At 40.9% G+C, this 20,837-nt stretch carries 23 protein-coding genes and 2 tRNA genes; 20 read left to right on the top strand and 5 right to left on the bottom strand.

Annotation, left to right across the window (positions count from 1 at the left end):
* Positions 1–5 precede the first annotated feature (5 nt).
* From mmsB to AAC851_RS09825, 6 genes are all read left to right on the top strand, one after another.
* On the top strand, positions 6–896 hold the full coding sequence (mmsB, locus tag AAC851_RS09800; RefSeq protein WP_340600826.1) for a 3-hydroxyisobutyrate dehydrogenase: 891 nt from the start codon (positions 6–8) through the stop codon (positions 894–896).
* 82 nt (positions 897–978) lie between these two features.
* Entirely contained in the window at positions 979–2,628 is a 1,650-nt protein-coding gene (locus AAC851_RS09805; protein WP_340600827.1) for an AMP-binding protein, read from the top strand.
* Between the two features lie 11 nt (positions 2,629–2,639).
* Positions 2,640–3,767: an acyl-CoA dehydrogenase family protein gene (locus tag AAC851_RS09810; RefSeq protein ID WP_340600828.1), complete on the top strand. Its 1,128-nt coding sequence runs from the start codon at positions 2,640–2,642 to the stop codon at positions 3,765–3,767.
* A 21-nt stretch (positions 3,768–3,788) separates the two neighbouring features.
* Entirely contained in the window at positions 3,789–4,562 is a 774-nt protein-coding gene (locus AAC851_RS09815; RefSeq protein WP_340600829.1) for an enoyl-CoA hydratase, read from the top strand.
* A gap of 12 nt (positions 4,563–4,574) precedes the next feature.
* The gene (locus tag AAC851_RS09820; protein WP_340600831.1) at positions 4,575–5,600 is read left to right on the top strand and encodes an enoyl-CoA hydratase/isomerase family protein; all 1,026 of its coding nucleotides are present in this window, start codon (positions 4,575–4,577) and stop codon (positions 5,598–5,600) included.
* A 118-nt stretch (positions 5,601–5,718) separates the two neighbouring features.
* A complete protein-coding gene (locus AAC851_RS09825) occupies positions 5,719–7,071 on the top strand; it encodes an MFS transporter (protein WP_340600832.1) in 1,353 nt (450 codons plus the stop codon).
* 58 nt (positions 7,072–7,129) lie between these two features.
* On the opposite strand, the gene AAC851_RS09830 is transcribed toward AAC851_RS09825, so the two are convergent.
* Together AAC851_RS09830 and AAC851_RS09835 are read right to left on the bottom strand one after the other, a co-directional pair.
* Positions 7,130–7,205, bottom strand: a tRNA-Gly gene (locus tag AAC851_RS09830).
* Between the two features lie 45 nt (positions 7,206–7,250).
* A tRNA-Gly gene (locus AAC851_RS09835) sits at positions 7,251–7,326 on the bottom strand.
* A gap of 190 nt (positions 7,327–7,516) precedes the next feature.
* Between AAC851_RS09835 and AAC851_RS09840 the strand changes: the two genes are divergently transcribed.
* From AAC851_RS09840 to AAC851_RS09860, 5 genes are all read left to right on the top strand, one after another.
* Entirely contained in the window at positions 7,517–7,825 is a 309-nt protein-coding gene (locus tag AAC851_RS09840) for a BolA family protein (RefSeq protein WP_017395392.1), read from the top strand.
* 9 nt (positions 7,826–7,834) lie between these two features.
* On the top strand, positions 7,835–8,227 hold the full coding sequence (locus tag AAC851_RS09845) for a SirB2 family protein (protein WP_075316395.1): 393 nt from the start codon (positions 7,835–7,837) through the stop codon (positions 8,225–8,227).
* Positions 8,228–8,308: 81 nt separating this feature from the next.
* Entirely contained in the window at positions 8,309–9,148 is an 840-nt protein-coding gene (locus tag AAC851_RS09850; protein WP_075316394.1) for a ParA family protein, read from the top strand.
* Between the two features lie 12 nt (positions 9,149–9,160).
* A complete protein-coding gene (locus AAC851_RS09855) occupies positions 9,161–9,547 on the top strand; it encodes a hypothetical protein (protein WP_004637453.1) in 387 nt (128 codons plus the stop codon).
* Between the two features lie 212 nt (positions 9,548–9,759).
* Positions 9,760–10,350, top strand: a complete 591-nt coding sequence (locus AAC851_RS09860) for a LysE family translocator (RefSeq protein WP_005085714.1) — start codon at positions 9,760–9,762, stop codon at positions 10,348–10,350.
* 23 nt (positions 10,351–10,373) lie between these two features.
* On the opposite strand, the gene AAC851_RS09865 is transcribed toward AAC851_RS09860, so the two are convergent.
* The gene (locus AAC851_RS09865) at positions 10,374–11,015 is read right to left on the bottom strand and encodes a DedA family protein (RefSeq protein ID WP_004637456.1); all 642 of its coding nucleotides are present in this window, start codon (positions 11,013–11,015) and stop codon (positions 10,374–10,376) included.
* Positions 11,016–11,239: 224 nt separating this feature from the next.
* Here AAC851_RS09865 and AAC851_RS09870 point away from each other — a divergent pair, with 224 nt between their 5' ends.
* Together AAC851_RS09870 and AAC851_RS09875 are read left to right on the top strand one after the other, a co-directional pair.
* Positions 11,240–11,662 carry a DoxX family protein gene (locus AAC851_RS09870; protein WP_004637457.1) on the top strand — a complete coding sequence of 141 codons (423 nt, stop codon included), beginning with the start codon at positions 11,240–11,242 and terminating at the stop codon, positions 11,660–11,662.
* A 132-nt stretch (positions 11,663–11,794) separates the two neighbouring features.
* Positions 11,795–12,163, top strand: coding sequence for a NirD/YgiW/YdeI family stress tolerance protein (locus AAC851_RS09875; protein ID WP_005092510.1), 369 nt, complete (start codon positions 11,795–11,797; stop codon positions 12,161–12,163).
* 51 nt (positions 12,164–12,214) lie between these two features.
* Here the strand turns inward: AAC851_RS09875 and AAC851_RS09880 are convergent, their stop codons facing one another.
* Positions 12,215–13,441: a DUF445 family protein gene (locus AAC851_RS09880; RefSeq protein ID WP_171055760.1), complete on the bottom strand. Its 1,227-nt coding sequence runs from the start codon at positions 13,439–13,441 to the stop codon at positions 12,215–12,217.
* A gap of 447 nt (positions 13,442–13,888) precedes the next feature.
* Here AAC851_RS09880 and guaA point away from each other — a divergent pair, with 447 nt between their 5' ends.
* Genes guaA through AAC851_RS09895 form a run of 3 tightly spaced genes read left to right on the top strand, consistent with a single transcriptional unit; the run spans position 13,889 to position 16,924 of the window.
* The gene (gene guaA / locus AAC851_RS09885) at positions 13,889–15,457 is read left to right on the top strand and encodes a glutamine-hydrolyzing GMP synthase (protein ID WP_004637461.1); all 1,569 of its coding nucleotides are present in this window, start codon (positions 13,889–13,891) and stop codon (positions 15,455–15,457) included.
* A gap of 2 nt (positions 15,458–15,459) precedes the next feature.
* Positions 15,460–16,341 (top strand): DNA cytosine methyltransferase, encoded by an 882-nt coding sequence (locus AAC851_RS09890; RefSeq protein ID WP_075316393.1) that lies wholly within the window; start codon positions 15,460–15,462, stop codon positions 16,339–16,341.
* Positions 16,334–16,924 carry a hypothetical protein gene (locus tag AAC851_RS09895; RefSeq protein ID WP_161401247.1) on the top strand — a complete coding sequence of 197 codons (591 nt, stop codon included), beginning with the start codon at positions 16,334–16,336 and terminating at the stop codon, positions 16,922–16,924. Before AAC851_RS09890 ends, AAC851_RS09895 begins: the two co-directional genes overlap by 8 nt.
* Before the next feature lie 151 nt (positions 16,925–17,075).
* On the opposite strand, the gene AAC851_RS15910 is transcribed toward AAC851_RS09895, so the two are convergent.
* A complete protein-coding gene (locus AAC851_RS15910) occupies positions 17,076–17,288 on the bottom strand; it encodes a TFIIB-type zinc ribbon-containing protein (RefSeq protein ID WP_075316392.1) in 213 nt (70 codons plus the stop codon).
* A 350-nt stretch (positions 17,289–17,638) separates the two neighbouring features.
* Here AAC851_RS15910 and AAC851_RS09900 point away from each other — a divergent pair, with 350 nt between their 5' ends.
* From AAC851_RS09900 to AAC851_RS09915, 4 genes are all read left to right on the top strand, one after another.
* On the top strand, positions 17,639–18,640 hold the full coding sequence (locus AAC851_RS09900) for a DUF1852 domain-containing protein (protein ID WP_017395373.1): 1,002 nt from the start codon (positions 17,639–17,641) through the stop codon (positions 18,638–18,640).
* Positions 18,641–18,667: 27 nt separating this feature from the next.
* On the top strand, positions 18,668–19,696 hold the full coding sequence (locus AAC851_RS09905) for a methionine synthase (RefSeq protein ID WP_004637464.1): 1,029 nt from the start codon (positions 18,668–18,670) through the stop codon (positions 19,694–19,696).
* A gap of 185 nt (positions 19,697–19,881) precedes the next feature.
* The gene (locus tag AAC851_RS09910) at positions 19,882–20,373 is read left to right on the top strand and encodes a flavin reductase (RefSeq protein ID WP_005085705.1); all 492 of its coding nucleotides are present in this window, start codon (positions 19,882–19,884) and stop codon (positions 20,371–20,373) included.
* A gap of 166 nt (positions 20,374–20,539) precedes the next feature.
* On the top strand, positions 20,540–20,788 hold the full coding sequence (locus tag AAC851_RS09915) for a DUF2798 domain-containing protein (protein WP_223804358.1): 249 nt from the start codon (positions 20,540–20,542) through the stop codon (positions 20,786–20,788).
* Positions 20,789–20,837: the final 49 nt, after the last annotated feature.

Here is a 20,837-nt window from a genome sequence, read left to right on the forward strand (position 1 = left end):
CAGGGATGAATATCGCCTTTATCGGTCTTGGAAATATGGGCGGCAGAATGGCCCATAACCTGCTCAAAGCAGGACTTACAGTCTATGGTTATGACCTCAGTGAAGTGGCGAATCAGCACTTTGCTGAAGCGGGTGGTGTGGTCTGCGACAGTCCACAAGCAGCAGCACAACAAGCAGATGTGGTGATCACCATGTTACCAGCGGCCAAGCATGTCAAAGAGGTTTACCTCGGTGAGGAGGGCGTGCTGGAGGTCTTGAAGGCAGGGGCATTATGTATTGATAGCAGTACCATTGACCCGCAGACCATCAAAGATATCGCTGCGCTTGCGCAAAGTAAAAATATTCACATCTGTGATGCGCCTGTGTCAGGTGGCACTATTGGCGCGCAAGCAGGCACTCTCACTTTTATGGTGGGTGCCAATGATCAGACTTTTGAGGAAGTCAAACCTGTGCTCAGCCACATGGGCAAGAATGTCATTCATTGTGGCGAGGTTGGTGCAGGACAAATTGCCAAGATTTGCAATAACTTAATTCTTGGAATCTCGATGGCTGCTGTGGCAGAGGGCATGGCATTGGGTGCCAAATTGGGGATTGATCCGCAAGCATTGGCGGGTGTGGTGAACACCTCAAGTGGTCGTTGCTGGAGTTCAGAGATTTGTAATCCATGGCCACATATCAATGAAAATGCACCTGCTTCACGTGGCTATCAAGATGGGTTTGCGACTCAACTAATGCTGAAAGATTTAGGTCTGGCAGTCGAGGCAGCAGGTCAGGTCAAACAGCCTATTTTGTTAGGTGGCATGGTACAGCAGATGTATCAGCAGATGTGTATGCGTGGAAATACGCATTTGGATTTCTCTAGCATTATCCAGCAATACCTCCCAGACCAAGTTTAAACATCAAGCCATTGGATGGCTTGTAAACCCATAAATGCAACTCTGTCGTGAATAACTACAAATCCAGACTGAGGGAATAGAGATGTTGAATTATAAAGATGTGGCAAACGCATTTGATTTTGAAAATACGGCTCAACACATGTTGTCAGGTTCGTTGGATGCACTCAATGCATGCTTTGAGTGTTGTGACCGACATGTAGATGGTGAAAAAGTTGCTTTGTACTGGCAAGGCAAAGATGGGCGTAAGGAACAATATAGCTTTGCTCAACTAAAACAGTGGTCCAGTCAATTTGCTAATTTTCTAAAATCACAAGGTGTACAGGCAGGTGATCGTATTTCGGGTTTATTACCACGAACGCCTGAGCTGATCGTGACGATTTTAGCCGCATGGCGAATTGGAGCGGTATATCAACCGCTGTTTACTGCTTTTGGACCGAAAGCGATTGAGCATCGTATTCAACTTGCACAAAGCAAGTTAGTCGTCACGGATGTGGGCAATCGCAGCAAGCTCGATGAAGTTGAACAATGTCCAGCTATCGTGACCGTTGCTGATACAGAAAGTTCAGTGCTCAAAGCCAGCGATTTTAATTTTTGGCAGGAGCTGAATCAGCAGTCTGATCAATGCGAATTAGTCATGCGGAATTTGCATGATCCGTTCTTATTGATGTTTACCTCAGGAACCACTGGACCTGCCAAACCGCTCGAAGTTCCACTGAAAGCCTTGATTGCATTTGGTCGCTATATGCAAGATGCAATTGGCTTAACTGAAGATGATGCTTTTTGGAATATTGCTGATCCGGGTTGGGCCTATGGTTTGTACTATGCGATTACGGGGCCGTTATTCTTGGGACATGCGACGTTGTTCTACGAGGGTGGATTCAGTACGGATAGTTTGTGTCAAATCGTCAAGGATTATCAAATCACCAACTTGGCAGGTGCACCAACGGCCTATCGTATGATGATGGCAGCTGATCCAGCACAAATGGCGCTGTTAAAAGGACAATTCCGTGTGGTCAGTAGTGCAGGTGAGCCGCTGAATCCAGAAGTGATTCGCTGGTTTAAACAAGTTTTAGACGCACCAATTTACGATCATTACGGACAAACTGAAGTGGGTATGGTGGTGTGTAACCATCACGGTTTAAGCCATGAAATACGTGCAGGCGCGGCAGGTTTTCCAAGTCCGGGTTATCGGGTTGCCGTGGTCAATGAGCAAGGCGAAGAGCTTCCGCCAGACACCGCTGGAATTTTAGCGGTGGATATCAGCCAGTCGCCAATGATGTGGTTTGGGGGGTATAAAGAAAGCCGTAAATCACCTTTTGTTGGCAATTATTACTTAACAGGTGACACTGCTGAGTTACACAGCGATGGCAGTATGAGTTTTGTGGGACGTAGCGATGATGTGATCACCACATCGGGTTATCGCATCGGTCCATTTGATGTTGAAAGTGCTTTGCTTGAACATGATGCGGTAATTGAAGCTGCGGTGATTGGTGTGCCTGATCCAGATCGTACCGAACTGGTCAAAGCCTTTGTGATTTTAGCGGCAGGCGTACAGTCTACGGTTGCTTTGGCAGAAGAATTAAGCCAATTTGTGAAAAAACGTCTTTCTGCGCATGCATATCCACGTCTAGTGGAGTTTGTCACCGAGTTGCCGAAGACGCCGAGTGGTAAAATCCAACGTTTTTTATTGCGTAATCAGGAAATTGCTAAGCAACAAGCAAAAGCAGGGTAAGGGAAATAACAATGCAATTTACCGAAGAACAATTGTTAATTCGTGATATGGCGAAAAGTTTCGCCCAAGAACAAATCAAACCGAATGCCAGTGATTGGGATCGAGATGGCACCTTTCCCAAAGCGGCGTTAGCCCAGATGGGGCAGCTTGGTTTTATGGGGATGCTCGTCCCAGAGCAATGGGGTGGGTCAGATACGGGCAATTTGGCTTATGTGCTGGCACTCGAAGAAGTCGCAGCAGCAGATGGTGCGACCTCGACCATTATGAGCGTGCATAATTCGGTGGGCTGTGTACCCATTTTAAAATTTGGTAATGACGAGCAAAAGGAGCGTTTTTTAAAGCCCTTAGCCCAAGGCGAAATGATCGGAGCCTTTGCTTTAACTGAACCTCATACCGGTTCGGATGCCGCAGCCATCAAAACCCGCGCGGTGAAAGACGATGATGATTATATTCTCAATGGTGCAAAGCAGTTTATTACTTCTGGTCATAATGCAGGGGTGATTATCGTCTTTGCTGTGACTGACCCAAGCGCAGGTAAAAAGGGTATTAGTGCCTTTCTGGTGCCACGTGATACACCCGGATATGAGGTCATTCGTGTCGAAGAAAAATTAGGTTTACATGCTTCAGATACCTGTCAAATTGCTTTGACCGATGTGCGTGTGCATAAAAGTTTGATGTTGGGTAAAGAGGGTGAGGGTCTGAAAATTGCACTTGCCAATTTAGAAGGTGGCCGTATCGGGATTGCAGCACAAGCAGTGGGTTTGGCGCGTGCAGCTTTAGAAGAAGCCACGCACTATGCCAAAGAACGTCTGACATTTGGTAAACCAATTTTCGAGCATCAAGCGATTGCCTTCCGTCTTGCCAGTATGGCAACAGAGATCGAAGCTGCACGACAACTTGTTCATTATGCTGCACGTCTCAAAGAAGCGGGTCAGCCTTGTTTGAATGAAGCATCGATGGCCAAATTATTTGCTTCTGAAATGTCAGAGCGTGTTTGTTCAAGTGCCTTACAGGTCTTTGGTGGTTATGGCTATCTGAAAGATTTTCCAATCGAGCGAATTTATCGTGATGCACGAATTTGTCAGATTTATGAAGGTACTAGCGATATTCAACGTTTAGTGATCGCACGTAGTCTATAAAACTCAAACAAGGATTGAATGATGCAGTGGCAAACTATTTTATTGGAAAAGCGTAATGGTGTAGGGTTAATTACCCTCAATCGTCCTAAAGCTTTAAATGCGCTAAACAGTGAATTGATCAGTGAAGTGAATCAAGCCCTCGACCAACTGGAAAAGGATCGTGAGATTGGTTGTATCGTATTGGCAGGTTCAGAAAAAGCTTTTGCAGCAGGCGCGGATATTAAGGAAATGGCACAGCTAAATTTTCCTGATATTTATTTTGATGATTTTTTCCATCTTGCTGATCGTATTGCCCAACGCCGTAAACCTTTGATTGCTGCGGTGAGTGGCTATGCTTTGGGTGGTGGTTGTGAATTGGCACTAATGTGTGACTTTATCTACTGCGCTGAGAATGCCAAGTTCGGCTTACCGGAAGTGACTTTGGGCGTAATTCCGGGAATTGGAGGAACACAACGTTTAACTCATGCCATTGGTAAAGCCAAAGCCATGGAAATGTGCCTCACCGCACGACAAATGGGTGCAGTAGAAGCTGAGTTAAGTGGTTTGGTTGCACGCGTATTCAACAAAGAAGAGTTACTTGAACAAACTTTACAAGCCGCTGAACAAATTGCGATACGCTCACTTACTGCAAATATGATGTTGAAAGAAACGATTAACCGTGCCTTTGAAGTCAATTTGACTGAAGGATTACGTTTTGAACGACGTATGTTCCATTCTATTTTTGCCACTGCGGACCAAAAAGAAGGCATGCAAGCGTTTGTAGAGAAACGGCAGGCAAATTTTAAAAATCAATAAGAGATCAATAAAATGAACAAAGAAAATCACTTAATGATTGAGCAACAAGGTGGTCTAGGCATGATCACCTTAGATCGAGTGACACATCTGAACGCACTATCGCTTGAGATGATTGAGGGGATTCGAGCCCAACTTGAGCTTTGGCGAGATGATGCTGCTATCCAAGCGATTTTAATCAAATCGAACAGCCCGAAAGCCTTTTGTGCAGGAGGCGATATTCGCTATCTGTATGATAGCTATCAAAAAGGCACGGCAGATCACCAAGGTTATTTTAGTGCCGAATACCAAATGCTGACCACAATCCGCGAATATGAAAAACCTGTGGTGGTTTTGCTGGATGGTTATGTCTTGGGTGGTGGTTTTGGCTTAGCGCAAGCCTGCCACATTATTGTCAGTAGTGAAAAATCGCGCTTTGCCATGCCTGAAACAGCGATTGGTTTTTTTCCAGATGTCGGTGCTACTCATTTCCTATCGCGCTTGGATGACATAGGCGTGTATATGGCGATTACAGGCGAGCAAATCAGTAGCAGTGATGCACTCTATCTAGATTTGATTGACTACCATGTACCGAGCGAAAAACTACAAGCCTTGCAAGATGCATTGGTTGAGACGTCTAGCTTAACGAAAGAAGAAATTGAACACGTTATTGCTCAATTTATTACTCGTCCTGCTGAAAGTGAATTAAAGCAATTGGCTGAAGCGATTCGTAAACATTTTGGTTTCCAACATTTAGATGAGATTGAGCAGAGTCTTGCAAATGAACAAGATGAGCATTTAAAAGCATGGGCGGACAAGATGCTCAACATTTTGCAACAGCGTTCATTCAGCGCGAAACAAACCAGTTTGAAACTACAATATTTAGGTCGTGGACTTTCCTTGCAACAGTGTATGCAACTTGAGCGTGATTTGCAGGATATTTGGTTTGAGCATGGAGACTTTATTGAAGGCGTGCGTGCGCTGATTGTCGATAAAGACAAACAACCCCAATGGAAACAAGCCAATCCGGAACTGGAGCAAATATTAGAGAAGCTGAGCTAAATTCACCTGATAAAAATAACAAAAGCTCACAGAACTATAGAGCGTTAAAACGCTTATGGTCAGGGTTGTCCATAAGCGTCAAAGTTAAAACAAAAAGATCTAAATAAGGATAATTGTGATGCAAGCAACAGATGGAAACGGTTCGTCCCCTAAAAAGTCGTCACATCGATTGGCAGGGATTTCTAGCATGGTTGGTACCACCATCGAGTGGTATGACTTTTTTATTTATGGTGCGGCAGCAGCACTGATTTTCAACAAATTGTTTTTTCCTAATCTTGATCCACTGACAGGTGTACTTGCTGCATTTGGTACTTATGCAGTGGGTTTCATCGGACGACCTTTAGGTGGCCTAGTATTTGGTCACTTTGGTGACAAGATCGGGCGTAAGTCCATGTTGTTACTGACTCTAATGTTGATGGGTATTCCCACCGTATTGATTGGATTGTTACCCACTTATGAAACAATCGGCTATTGGGCAGCGATTTGCTTGGTGATCTTGCGTTTTATCCAAGGTATGGCAATGGGCGGTGAGTGGGGCGGTGCAGTGCTTATGGCGGTTGAACATGCACCTGAGGGCAAAAAAGGGTTTTGGGGCAGTTTGCCTCAAGCCAGTACTGGTGGCGGCTTGATGTTGGCCTCAATAGCGCTTGGATTGGTGTCCTTACTGCCCGAACAAGCATTGTTTAGTTGGGGCTGGCGTATTCCATTCCTCGCAAGTATCGTTTTACTGGGTGTAGGATGGTATATCCGTGTCAAAGTGCCTGAATCTCCTGACTTTGAGAAGGTTAAGCAACACGCTGAAAATATTAAAGTTCCTGCTTTAAAAGTCTTTAAACAACATCCAAAACAGTTGATTACAATTATTGTGGCGCGTGCTGCTGAAAATGCATGGTTTTATATTGCATCAACATTTACCTTGGCTTATACCACGACCCAATTGGGTATTCCGCGACAAGATATTTTGTTTGCTACCATTTGTGGTGCAGCCGTGATTCTGTTTATGACACCTTTATGTGGACATTTGTCTGATAAGGTCGGTCAGCGCAATATGTTTATGTTTGGCTTATGTGTGCTGGCAGTATTTAGTTATCCATTCTTTAGTATGCTCAATACCAAAGATCCTGTACTGGTGTGGACTGCGATTGTATTGGCGATTGGTGTGGTGTTCCCGATTATGTATGCACCACAAGCTCAACTGTTCGCACGTCAGTTCCCTGCTGAAATTCGTTATAGTGGTATCTCGATTTCAGTGCAGTTGGCTGGTGTATTGGGTGGTGGTATTGCACCGTTGATTGCAACCAAGTTGTTGAGTGTCGGTGGTGGCAATCCATATTTGATTATGATTTATATTGGTTCGATGGCAATGATTGCGATAGTCGCAACAACCTTTATGCCACGTGACCGAATTGCTCAAACTTATCAGCAATCAAATGAATTAGATTTAAAAACGAAGATTACTGATCAATCCTAGTTGTGAAATCTATAGATAAGAAAAAAGCCCCAATCTTTCGACTAGGGCTTTTTAAATTTGGAGCGGGAAACGAGACTCGAACTCGCGACCCCAACCTTGGCAAGGTTATGCTCTACCAACTGAGCTATTCCCGCATATTGAGCAGTTTTTACGAAAACTTACACTTAAAAAAACCAATCTGGAGCGGGAAACGAGACTCGAACTCGCGACCCCAACCTTGGCAAGGTTATGCTCTACCAACTGAGCTATTCCCGCGTGCCAGCTATAATACATTAAGCAAAATAAGGGTCAACAACTTTATGCAGAGAATTGGCTTAATTGCATAAAATAAAAGCATTTTCGTGGTCAAAAATAGGAAAAAGCAAAATTTTGCACAAAAGTTTAACCAAACTATGGGTGATGTATACTAATGGGCAATCTAGATCTGACCTTAATAGAGTGACTGATGAACTTAGAACAACAATTGATTGAACGCTTACAAAGCCTTGCCCCAAGTCATCTTGAGGTAATCAATGAGTCGGCTGGGCATGGAGGGTATTTCCCAGGGAAAGAATCTCACTTTAAAGTGATTGTGGTGAGTGAAGCATTTCAAGGGTTACGTTTAGTTCAACGTCATCAGAAAATTTATGCGGTTGCTGCAGAATTAATGAGTCCTGGAAAAATACATGCACTTGCAATTCATGCCTATGTACCAAGTGAGTGGCAAGGCCAAGCACCTGCAAGCCCAGACTGTGCACATGCACCTAAACAATAAGGACTGATCATGGACGCACATTTACTTACCAAAATTATTCATATGTCGGCAGTGAGTCTGTTAATCATTGCTTTTGTTGCACGTGCCGCAACATTATTTGTCGGTGTTAAAAATGAACAACCGAATCCTACCGCGCGGAAAAGCTTAGTGGCGATGCAGCATTTATCCTTGACCGTGATTTTGATTACAGGAGTGATCTTATTGGTGATGAAAAACTATGATGTACAGCCTTGGTTCTATGCCAAAGTCATTTTATTCATCGTGTTATGTTCATCCTTGATCAAAGCTTTTCGTAAAGACGACAATATCTTATTGGTACAACGCCGTGCAGGTATCATCATTGGTGCGGTTGCCTTAGTGGGTACCTTAGGTTTAGTCATGATCAAACCTGTTTTTGCGTAATTGTTGGACATTGTCTTAGTAATTGTTTTGGCTCTAGGTTAAACTGCGTGCAGTTTACAAAAAATATTGTAGAGGGAAATCATGTTAACGCGTGTGGTATTTAACCAAAAAGGTGGTGTGGGGAAATCAAGTATTACAATCAATCTAGCTGCAATCAGCGCTAAACAAGGGCTAAGAACCTTGGTGATTGATCTTGATCCACAAGCAAACTCCAGCCAATACCTTTTGGGTGAAGATGCAACATATTCTGCGGATAAAGCGGCACTAGAGCCAAATATTGAAAACTTCTTTGAAGATATCTTGGGTGCAACCCAGCAAAAAAGCTTGATTGGCAATGCCTTAGGTTCAATCCTGAAAGTACCTCGTGGCAAAGGTCTAGACAGTTATGTACATCGTACATCCTTTCCAAATTTAGATGTGATTCCTGCAAGCCCAAGCTTGGGTGCACTAGAACACGCACTAGAAAGTAAACACAAAATCTATAAATTGCGTGATTCGATTCAATCACTGAGCGCGCGTTATGATCGTATTTTTATCGATACTCCACCGGCATTCAATTTCTTTACTTTATCGGCATTGATTGCGGCCGATCGCGTGTTGATTCCATTTGATTGTGACGTATTTTCTAAACGTGCGTTACAAACTTTGATTGAAAATGTGATCGAAACGCAAGATGATCATAATGATCGCTTAGAGATTGAAGGGATTGTGGTCAATCAATATCAATCTCAAGCAAAATTACCACGCGAAGTGGTTCAACAGTTAAAGGATGATGGTTTGCCTGTACTTGAAAGTATGTTGCCACCATCTGTATTGATGAAAGAATCACATCAGAAGAATTTACCTTTGGTTCATCTCGCAGCTGAACATAAATTGACCCTTGCTTATGTCACTTTGTTCAATGAGATTGAATCTAAGTAATAAGAGAACATTATGAAACGCTTCTATTGGATGCCAGTTTTGGCTGTCAGTTTATTATTGGGTGCTTGTGCATCGACGGTTAAACCCGCTTATGTTTCGCCTACCCAATATCAAGCTTTGAACTGCCAACAGCTACAAGCGGAGTACAATCGTATCCAACACTATATTGATAATGGTGTGCAAACACCAAAACGTACAGGTGTAGGGGTAGGCGTTGGACTTGGCGGTGGTTGGGGCAAAGGCGGTTGGGGCTTTGGTCCTTCTGTTTCGGTCAATATGGGTCAGTCCATGAATACCAAGAACACTGAATTGGCGAAAGTACTGGGTCAACAAGATGCAATCGTACAAGCTGCACAATTTAAGGGATGTCCAATTATTGTGAAACAGCGCACAAATTAATTATTTTCTATCGATTTGTCGCTGTAGTTAACTATGGCGATAAAACTAAATATTAGCAAAATGTTTCAAATAAAAATAATAAAAATCAAATATTTGCAGTTTATATAATCCATTGTTATCTCTTTCAGCCTTGATTGCTTATCTCTTAGTGCTTGTTTGTCTGCCCTAAATTCGTTTATCGTGGCGCCCATGTATGGCTGTTCGGTATATCTATGATTGAGAGTTGGTTTTTTGTTTTGGCGATGCTGGCGGTATTACTTATCCCTGGTCCAACCAATGCTATGCTTGCCAGTGCAACCCACCAACAAGGTGTTCCCAAAACGCTTGTTTTTATCCCAGTGGAATGGTTGGGGTATATTTACGGCATCAGTTTATGGGCGCTATTTATTCATCTATTTGAACCGATTTGGCCTGCTTTTGATGTGATGCTGCATATTGGCAGCTTATTATATGTATTGTGGATGGCATTTCATCTTTGGAAAAGCTCTCATCTACAAAAACATGATCAACGCCACCAACACATTCGTCCTACGCAACTGTTTGTATCGACCTTAAAAAATCCGAAAACGGTGTTGCTAGCAGCAGGGATTTTTCCAGCGGAAGCTTGGAATTCTGTTCAAAATGCGGCAATTGTATTTACCATCTTTAGTTTGATTTTAATTCCTGTTTCAATATTTTGGATGGTGTTTGGACGTGCTTTGTTGACTGGAAGTTTCGCAGGAATTAAAGCCGATCACTTATATAAAGGATCGGCAATGCTGTTGATTATTTGTATGTTACCTATGGTGTTTCGAGTATTTTAAGCCATTCAAACGAGTGCTTGGCATCATGAGGATGCTTTACGTTGATTCATTTTTTGGCGAGCAAAGCCAATCACACCCGGCAAAACACTAACAATAATGATACCGAAAATTAAATAGGTGAAATTATCTTTGACGATCGGCATGTTTCCAAATAAATATCCGAGCGTGATAAAAGAGGAGATCCAACAGAACGCACCAATCACATTGTATGTCAGAAAATATCTATAATTCATACTGCCTGCACCTGCGACAAATGGCGCGAAGGTACGTGCGAAAGGCACAAAGCGAGCGAAAATAATGGTTTTGCCACCATGACGTTCAAAAAATTGTTGGGTTTTCATGAGGTGCTGCTTGTTAATAAATCTGGAATTGGTTTCAAATACTTTAGGACCAATATAGTGACCAATATGATAATTAACGGTGTCACCCAAAACAGCTGCAATAAATAATAAGACACCCAGTACCCAAGGATCCATCACACCCGTTGATGCTGCTAATGCACCCGCAGCGAAAAGTAAGCTATCTCCAGGCAAAAATGGCATCACCACAAAGCCTGTTTCGACAAAGATAATTAAAAATAAAATGGCATAGATCCATACGCCGTAATTATTAATAAATTCGAGTAGGTGTTGGTCAACGTGTAGAATAAAATCAATGAGTTCCATGAAAATGTTAACGCTATAAATTTGAGCTAAATCCTAGCAGTGCAGGGATGGAATGTCAGTATAAAAAGCAAATTAATTGGTAACAGGGGGTGACGTGAACAGGCGCAATAATTTTATTTTTGTTTCAAATATAGAACGATGCATTGACTAATATCATGTTTATTGCAAAATAAAACATACATACACTGTTGTTATGTTAAAAAACAAACAGTGTGGAATCAATTATGTTTAATCCGAATGTTGTTGTCAAAAATATCGTAACGCAAACTGGCGTTGAAAATATCGTCACTTTAATTGCGCGAATTCTCATGGCATATATTTTTATTGTTGCTGGTTGGGGCAAGCTTACTGCTTATAGCGCGACAGCAGGTTATATGGAAGCGATGGGCGTACCTGCTGCCTTATTACCGTTGACCATTCTTGTTGAATTTGGTGGTGGTTTGGCGTTGTTATTTGGTTTCCAAGCACGTTTTGCTGCCTTTGGTTTAGGTGTATTTAGTATTTTGACTGCTTTTCTCTTTCATGGTGCAGATGATCAGGCACAGCAAATCAATTTTATGAAAAACTTAGCGATGGCTGGTGGTTTATTTTATCTGATGCTATACGGTGCCGGGCGTTTGAGCTTAGATCATAAAATCGAAAACTAATTTGTTGCCCCCTTAGTTAATGTGACTAATGGGGCTTTAATATTTAAATTTACCGATTATTACAAATGTAAGCCGACATGCAGCTATTTTTTTGTTTAGCTATGATCAGATTTAAAAACAAGGTAAGTAAAAATGAGAACAATCATTGCGGGATGTACGCTTGGATTGATACTGTCATTATCGAGCCAAACTTGGGCAGGTAAGGATGATCATGTACTTATACAGGAAGCTGCTCAAAATATTGTGACCGTGAGTCAGGTTGCTCAATTATCTGATGAAACTGGTGTTACGTTAACTGGACAAATTACCAAACATTTACACAGTGACCATTACGAATTTAAAGATCGTACTGGAACGATTAGCATTGAGGTCGATGATGATATCTGGCGTAAAGCTGGATTGAAGGTCGGTGATCATGTTCGTTTAGTTGGTGAAGTTGATACCCATCGTTATAAACCTACTGATATAGAAGTGATCAAGATCGAAAAACATCATCACTAAGCTTAAAAAAGGAAGCACTCGCTTCCTTTTTGTTTTCATGGGGCGCTTAGTTTAAAGCATAAACAAAATTTGCATCTCACCGACCATAAAGCCAAGTACTGCACCGACGATAATCAGTGCCCACTCATCTTCTTTAAAGGCAGGGCGGAGCATGCCTTCAAACTCTTCTGGGCTCAGCTTCTGCATGCGGTCAACCAAGGTATTGCGAACATTCATGGCATCTTCAGCATAGGATTCCACATAACGCATCGTCTCTGGTAGTTGTTGCAAAATACGTTCAGCAACGTCCGCTTTTAGGTTTTGATATTTTTCACCACCAATTGCATACACCACCAGTGGGCGAACTACACCCGCTTGTAAGTCAATTTCTTGTTTTACATGGCGGCTGACCAATTCAATCACTTTGTCAGAATGCGTACCTGAGAAAAGCTCTTCCATCATGTTACGAGAGGTAAGTAACTGTTTAGAAATCAAGGCAGCATAATCGGCGGCAACTTCATTTTGGCGTTTAATGAATAAACCTTGCCATGTAAAGCCCATCACCTTCTTTGGATGGAGAGGTCTAAACATCATTTGTAAGGCGATCCAGTCACTAAAGAAACCGACGAATCCACCAAACAATGGCAACATCCAAGGGTATTGTCCTTGTGTCACAACCCAGCAGAACATTTGGATTACACCAATCCCGAAGCCAAAAATAAAGCCGACATTGCTAAAGAATTTAAACTCTTGTTTGCCGACTTTCTTAAAGATTTCGTTGAGTAAGCGTTTATCTTTGAGTAGGTTGTTGACGACCATGTGTTTAATATCGAAGTACTTGGCTACATCTTTTTGTACTTCGCCCATAATATGTTCAACAATCTCAGGCGCTTTGGCTTGTACACGTTTAATGAGCTTTTGACGTGCAAACTCTGGCATTCCTTCCCATAAACCTGGTTGATACTGTTGAGCAACTTCACGGGTAATATCTTCTGCCGCTGCCATGAGAGGTTTTTCGATTTCTTGTGCGATGCGTTTTGGATCGAGCCGAGCAAAAATCTCTTCTGGTTTGATCAGCTTTGAGGTCATTAGCTCAACGGCTGTGGTCGCCATTTTTTCAGCTTTGCGTGGAACAATCCCTTGCCACCCAATGGGTAAACCAAATAGTTTAAGGCCTTTAAATTCAAGTGGTGAAAACATCATTTGAACAGCAACGACTTTCGTCACATAGCCAATTAAACCACTGATAAATGGGATGGAAATATATAACCAGAAATTCTGTTGAAAATCCGCAATCATTTCTTGAAACATTATTTTATTGGTCCTTCAAGTCCTAATTGTTGCTCATGAAGAAGCAAGCCATGGATGATAGTGATATGGTTGGGGTATTGGTCATTCACCAATAATAAAGTTAGGCTTTCAGTCCCCTTTAGTTTTCCTTTTTCTCAAGGACATCGAAACCCATTAAATCGGAGGAAACGATGGCGGTAATTGAGTACCTTTCCGTGGTAATGCAAATTTTCGCCACATCATCTTAGCACCAATTTTTGTTTTGTGTTGAGCAGAATTCACTAGAAATGTTGATTCGGCTCTCTTTTTATCGGTTGCCTTGCAAATTTTTAACTTAAATATCAGTGGCGATTGCATATAGAAACTAAAAAATCAGATAGATGATGAATTGCGATGCGCCAAAGCATGAAAAATGTTAGAATATGGCGCTTATTTCATTTGCCATTCTGATTAGCCATGACGACCAATACTCAAATTACTGAAGATCGTATCCTTATCTTGGATTTCGGCTCTCAATATAGCCAGCTCATTGCACGTCGAGTACGTGAAGCAGGTGTCTATTCTGAAATGTACGCATATGACATGTCTGAAGAAGACATTCGTGCATTTAATCCAAACGGGATTATTTTATCAGGTGGCCCTGAGAGTGTGCATGAAGAAGGCAGTCCACGTGCACCGCAGATCGTATTTGAATTAGGCGTGCCTGTTTTAGGTATTTGCTATGGTTTACAAACCATGTCTGAACAACTTGGCGGAAAAGTAGAGCCGGGTACAGTACATGAGTTTGGTTATGCAGAAGTCGATATTTTGGTGCGTGACCAATTAATCGGAAAATTACAAGATCGTGAGAACCAACTTCATGTATGGATGAGTCATGGCGATAAAGTCAGCGCGATTCCAGAAGGTTTCCAAGTAACAGCAAGTACACCAAGCTGCCCATTTGCTGCGGTGAGCGATGAAAAACGTCGTTTCTACGGCGTGCAATTCCATCCAGAAGTGACGCATACAGCGAAAGGTGCAGAATTACTTTCGAACTTCGTTCATCAAATCTGTGGTTGTCGTGGTCTTTGGACACCTGAACACATTATCGATTTACGTGTAGAACAGTTACGTGAGCAAATCGGTAATGAAAAAGTTTTATTAGGTTTATCGGGTGGTGTGGACTCATCTGTTGTTGCTGCACTGTTGCATAAAGCGATTGGCGACCAGTTGACTTGTGTATTTGTAGACAATGGTTTGCTTCGTCTAAACGAAGGTGATCAAGTGATGCAGATGTTCGCAGATAACATGGGGATCCGTGTGATTCGTGCAGATGCTGAAGAACGTTTCTTGACGGCATTGGCGGGTGAAGTTGATCCTGAGAAAAAACGTAAAATCATTGGTCGTGAGTTTATCGAAGTATTTGCTGAAGAAGCACGTAAGTTAGATGGTGTGAAATTCTTGGCTCAAGGTACGATTTACCCAGATGTAATCGAATCTGCTGCAAGCAAACAAGGTAAAGCACACGTCATCAAATCACACCACAACGTGGGTGGTTTACCAGAAGATTTAGCTTTTGATCTTGTTGAACCATTACGTGACTTGTTCAAAGATGAAGTACGTAAATTGGGTACAACATTAGGCTTGCCGCATAGCATGATTTATCGTCATCCATTCCCAGGTCCAGGTTTGGGCGTGCGTATCTTGGGTGAAGTGAAAAAAGAATATGCAGATATTCTTCGTCTTGCAGATGACATCTTCATGCAAGAGCTTCGTGCAAGCGGTTGGTATGACAAGACTGCACAAGCATTTGCTGTATTCCAACCTGTGAAATCAGTGGGTGTTGTGGGTGATGGTCGTCGTTATGCATGGGTGATTGCACTTCGTGCTGTTGAAACGGTTGACTTTATGACAGCGCGTTTTGCTCATTTACCGTATGACTTAGTTGATAAAATCTCAACCCGTATCATGAATGAAATCAAAGATGTTTCACGTGTTGTTTATGATGTGTCATCTAAGCCACCAGCAACGATTGAATGGGAGTAGGAATGAAACAGTTGCAACTTTTAGAACAGCTGCAACAAATTCGTTTTATCGACTTGTTTGCAGGGATAGGTGGTTTCCATCTAGCCCTTGCAAATCAAGGTGCGAAGTGTGTTTTTGCATCTGAAATTAATGAGAACGCAGTTAAAACATATTTAGCAAATCATCATTTATCATCCGAACAAATGCATGGTGATATTACTTTAATTCGGCCTGAAGACATTCCTGATCATGAGATTCTTTGTGCAGGTTTTCCTTGTCAGCCATTTAGTCAGGCTGGTCAAAAGAAAGGGTTTGAAGATGTTAGGGGAACGCTTTTTTTTAATATTTTAAAAATTCTAGAGGTTAAACAACCTAAAGCTTATTTTCTTGAGAATGTTCGTGGTTTATTGAAGCATGATAACGGTCGCACATTTAGTATAATTAAAGATAAACTAGAAGGTTTAGGGTATACTTTTCAAAGTTTTATCGTAAAATCAAGCGATTATGGGTTGCCTCAACATAGACCACGTTTATTCATGATAGGATTCAAAGATGGTGTAACCCAAATTGATATCCCTGAGAAAAAGCCTCTAAAACTCACGATGAGTGATATCCTCGGCGGAGATTGTGAAAAAGATATTGGTTTTACGCTCCGTGTTGGTGGTAGAGGGTCAGTGTATGGGGATCGAAGAAATTGGGAATTTTATAAAGTAAATGGGCAGATCAAGCGTATAACTTCTCAGGAAGGTAAATTAATGCAGGGTTTTCCAAAAGACTTTAAGTTTCCTGTATCTGAGGTTGAGGCCATGAAGCAATTAGGAAACTCTGTTTCAGTAGATGTCATTGAGGCATTTTATAATAAAATTAAGGAAAAAATTAGTGCTGAGCAATTTACATTTGATTGAGCAATATAATGTTGTGACAAGTGGTAAAGTTCTTGAAGCATATAAGTTTGTTTTGGAAAGAACTGAGAATATTGATGGGCGATTACCAAGTGAACAAGTTTCCCTATTGTGGGAAACGTATTGTCGGGATTATCCGCATCGAGAAAATAATCTGAATGGAAAGTTATTTGAAGCAGTATTAGCCACAATATTGCTGAGCAATGGTGTTTCACCTATTTTTGTGCAAGCGAAAGTTGTATTTGTACCAAATGTAAACTTTGATTTTATTGTATATAGTAAAGAATTGGGACCAATTGCGATATCAGCAAAAACCTCTTTAAGAGAGCGGTATAAACAGGCTGATTTAGAATCGGTTTCTTTGAAATATGTTCATCGTAAAGCGAGATGCTTTTTGGTGACTATGGATAAAGAAGAAGCTGCACGTTTAGAAAGAAAACGTATTAATGGTGATTTACTAGGGATAGATGAAATTGTTTTGGGTGATGAGGAAAGTTTTAATGGCATGGTTGCATTTTTATCAAACCTAAATTTAGAAGAACCCGCTCCAGTCGAGATTGTTAAGGCTTCAAAGATTTTAAGATGATGCATATAGTTTCTTTTTTATGAGAGAGATAATTCTCTAGTGTCCTATTTTAATAACGATAAATTAATCCATGAAAAAATGTGATTTGTCTTATTACTATATTATAGAATGGACTTAAAACATCGCTTTAGGTAAAGTGGATAGGCTGGATTTACTTCCTTATTTTATCTTCGAATTCTGACCATTGATCTGTTCGTGAAAAACCTTCCATATAAGTACTAAAATCAATAAATGTTGTAGGAGATATATTTTTCATATCAAACCATATAGCATCGCACTCATCACAAATAAAAATATGCTGTTTATTAAATTTTAGAACTTTTTCAAGAATTACACTTTGCTCGCATCGGGGACATATCTTCATATAGTTTGCCTCATTGGATACTCTTGACGATCAAAGACTGAATAGTACGTCTTAAATGAAAAATTTCCCATTTTTCTTATTATTCATAATCTGACATTACAGTAAAAAAGCTTTACCTAAAGAAGCCCCATCTCATCACTTTAAACATGAAACCTTTTAATTACACGCACAATCACAAATCCAAGTAAGTTTATTCTTGAATAAGCTATTGTTAATAAATAATAAATTTAAATAGATGAATTTTACTCACTTTTCTATGAAACTAAATCATTTTTATTCATGTTGTGAATCGGGTATAAATCACATCATAAAGAAATTAGATTTATCACGGAAATTAGGGTGTCAGATCAATGAGTAAAGAATTTAAATTTACGATAAAGAGTATTCGTTTCGATGAAGACTATCGCCCTTCGGACAATACTCGCATTACCACCAACTTTGCGAATTTGGCTCGTGGCGAAAGTCGTCAAGAAAATTTACGCAATACTTTAAAAATGATCGACAATCGTTTCAATACTTTGGCACATTGGGATAACCCAAATAGCGATCGCTATTCTGTCGAACTTGAAATTATTTCCGTTGAAATGAAAATTGATGCTGAAAGCAATACAAATGCATTGCCTTTGATTGAAATATTAAAAACCAATATTGTTGATAAAAAAACCAATCAGCGCATTGAAGGCATTGTCGGGAATAATTTTTCTTCTTACGTACGTGACTATGATTTTAGTGTGTTATTGCTTGATCATAATAAAAATCAGTCTGAATTTAAAACACCAGAAAACTTTGGTGATCTACACGGCAACTTATTTAAGAGCTTTATTAACTCTGATACTTACAAAGCAAACTTTAAAAAACAGCCTGTGATTTGCCTCAGTGTTTCGAGCAGTAAAGTTTATCGCCGTAGCGAGAATCAACATCCGGTTTTGGGTGTCGAATACCTGCAAGATGAATACTCTTTAACGGATGAGTATTTCCAAAAAATGGGCTTAAAAGTTCGTTACTTTATGCCGCCAAATAGCGTTGCGCCTTTGGCTTTCTATTTCTCAGGTGATTTGCTAAGTGATTACACCAACCTTGAGTTGATCAGCACCATCAGTACCATGGAAAGCTTCCAAAAGATTTATCGTCCTGAGATTTACAACGCTAACTCTGTGGCAGGAACGTTTTATCAACCGAGTTTGAAGAATCAAGATTATTCACTGACTCGCATCGTATATGACCGAGAAGAGCGTAGCCGATTGGCGATTGAACAAGGCAAATTCGTTGAAGAGCAGTTCATCAAACCCTATCAGAATATTCTTGAGCAGTGGACAAAGAACTACGCTGATCAAAACTGTGCTGCTGTTTAACTATTCATATTGAGAAGATGATTGACGATGAAAATATTATTACCGACTTCAACAGCTGGCAGCTTACCAAAACCATCTTGGCTTGCAGAACCAGAAAAGCTTTGGTCACCTTGGAAGTTGCAAGATGAAGAGTTGATTCACGGCAAACAAGATGCCTTACGTTTGTCCTTGCATGAGCAACAACTTGCAGGCATTGACATCGTTAGCGATGGTGAACAAACCCGTCAACATTTCGTAACTACATTTATTGAACATCTTGACGGTGTAGATTTTGAAAAACGTGAAACCGTTCGAATCCGTGATCGTTATGATGCGAGTGTGCCGTCAGTTGTAGGTGCTGTAAGCCGTCAAAAACCTGTTTTTGTTGAAGATGCTAAGTTCTTACGTCAACAGACTAAGCAACCGATCAAATGGGCGTTGCCTGGTCCGATGACCATGATTGATACACTATATGATGGTCACTACAAAAGCCGTGAAAAACTCGCTTGGGAATTTGCCAAAATTCTTAATCAAGAAGCGAGAGAGTTAGAAGCCGCAGGTGTAGATATTATTCAGTTCGATGAACCCGCATTTAATGTTTTCTTTGATGAAGTGAATGATTGGGGTGTTGCGACTCTAGAACGTGCACTTGAAGGTCTTAAATGTGAAACTGCCGTGCATATTTGCTATGGTTATGGGATCAAGGCCAATACTGATTGGAAAAAGACCTTGGGTTCAGAATGGCGTCAATATGAAGAAGCATTCCCTAAGCTGCAAAAATCCAAGATTGATATTGTTTCCTTAGAATGCCATAACTCTCGTGTACCAATGGATCTGATTGAACTGATTCGAGGTAAAAAAGTAATGGTGGGCGCGATCGATGTAGCAACTAATCAAATTGAAACACCTGAAGAAGTTGCCGATACCTTACGCAAAGCACTTCAGTTTGTGGATGCTGACAAACTCTATCCATCAACCAACTGCGGTATGGCACCTTTAGCACGTGACGTTGCAAGAGGCAAACTCAATGCTTTAAGTGCTGGTGCTGACATTATTCGTAGAGAGCTTTCTGCTTAAACTAGATACTGAAATAGTAATGTGTATAGGATTGCCGATTTTATTTGAGTAAATCGGCAATCATGATTTTGATGAAAAGCAGATCTCATTTTACTCAGCATGTCTGTAAATTAAATGCTGATCTGATCAAGTCGAATGATATAGCCAAGCACATAAGCGTATGGCTCAATTGCTGGAACTGAATGATGATTGAATCAATAGACTTTAGAAATGCGATGTCTTTGTTGACCAGTGCCGTGAGTGTTGTGACGACTACTGGTTTATCAGGTCGTTATGGATTTACTGCATCTGCAGTATGTAGTGTGACGGACACGCCGCCGACATTATTGGTTTGTATGAATAAATCATCGAGTTCACATGTACACTTTGTTGAAAATAAAATTTTAACTGTCAATGTCTTAGGCGCACATCATGAACATATTTCTAAAGTATTTTCGTCTAAATTAGCGCCCGAAGAACGCTTTAAACATGGTATCTGGACCGAGTTGGAAACAGGTGCTCCTGTTTTGGATGATGCTTTGGTAAGTTTTGATTGCGAAATTGATCAAATCCAAGAAATCGGGACGCATACTATTTTTATTTGTCCTATTGTGGCGATTCAACGTAGTCAGCATGACCAAAGTTTAGTGTATTTTAATCGTGCTTATCATCAGGTTGGGCAGGTGGAAGTGGTGTAAGATAGAGGTTAAACACTTGTTTTGATATTATTATTGCTTCAGATAAAAAACTTCTATGCTAAAAAAACTAAAAACAGCATGCCAAACCAGTTTGTTTATGAAAAACTTCATGCTAAATGTGAAGCGTTGATTTGATCTTCACTAACATGGTATTGAGAAGCGAAAATTGAAATTTAAAAAACTACCTGCCAAATATGCGGTTTGGATTGTACCATTCTTACTATCAGCTTTAATGAGCGGAATCATATCGTTTATAAATCTGTCGATGAATTTGGGTTTTATACCCGAATTTGTTTCAAAATGGTTTGCGACATGGATGTTATCTTGGGCAATCGCATACCCAACGGTATTGGTGTGTCTGCCATTGGTTCGGCGTTTGACGGCTTTGTTTGTGGACCTCCCACCACAGCATTAAAAATTTGTTGCACAAATGATCGTGAAAACAGATTTTGATTGTCTCATGA

It is taken from the genome of Acinetobacter sp. HZNU-JH01 (assembly GCF_037996845.1).
Taxonomy (GTDB): Bacteria; Pseudomonadota; Gammaproteobacteria; order Pseudomonadales; family Moraxellaceae; genus Acinetobacter; species Acinetobacter haemolyticus.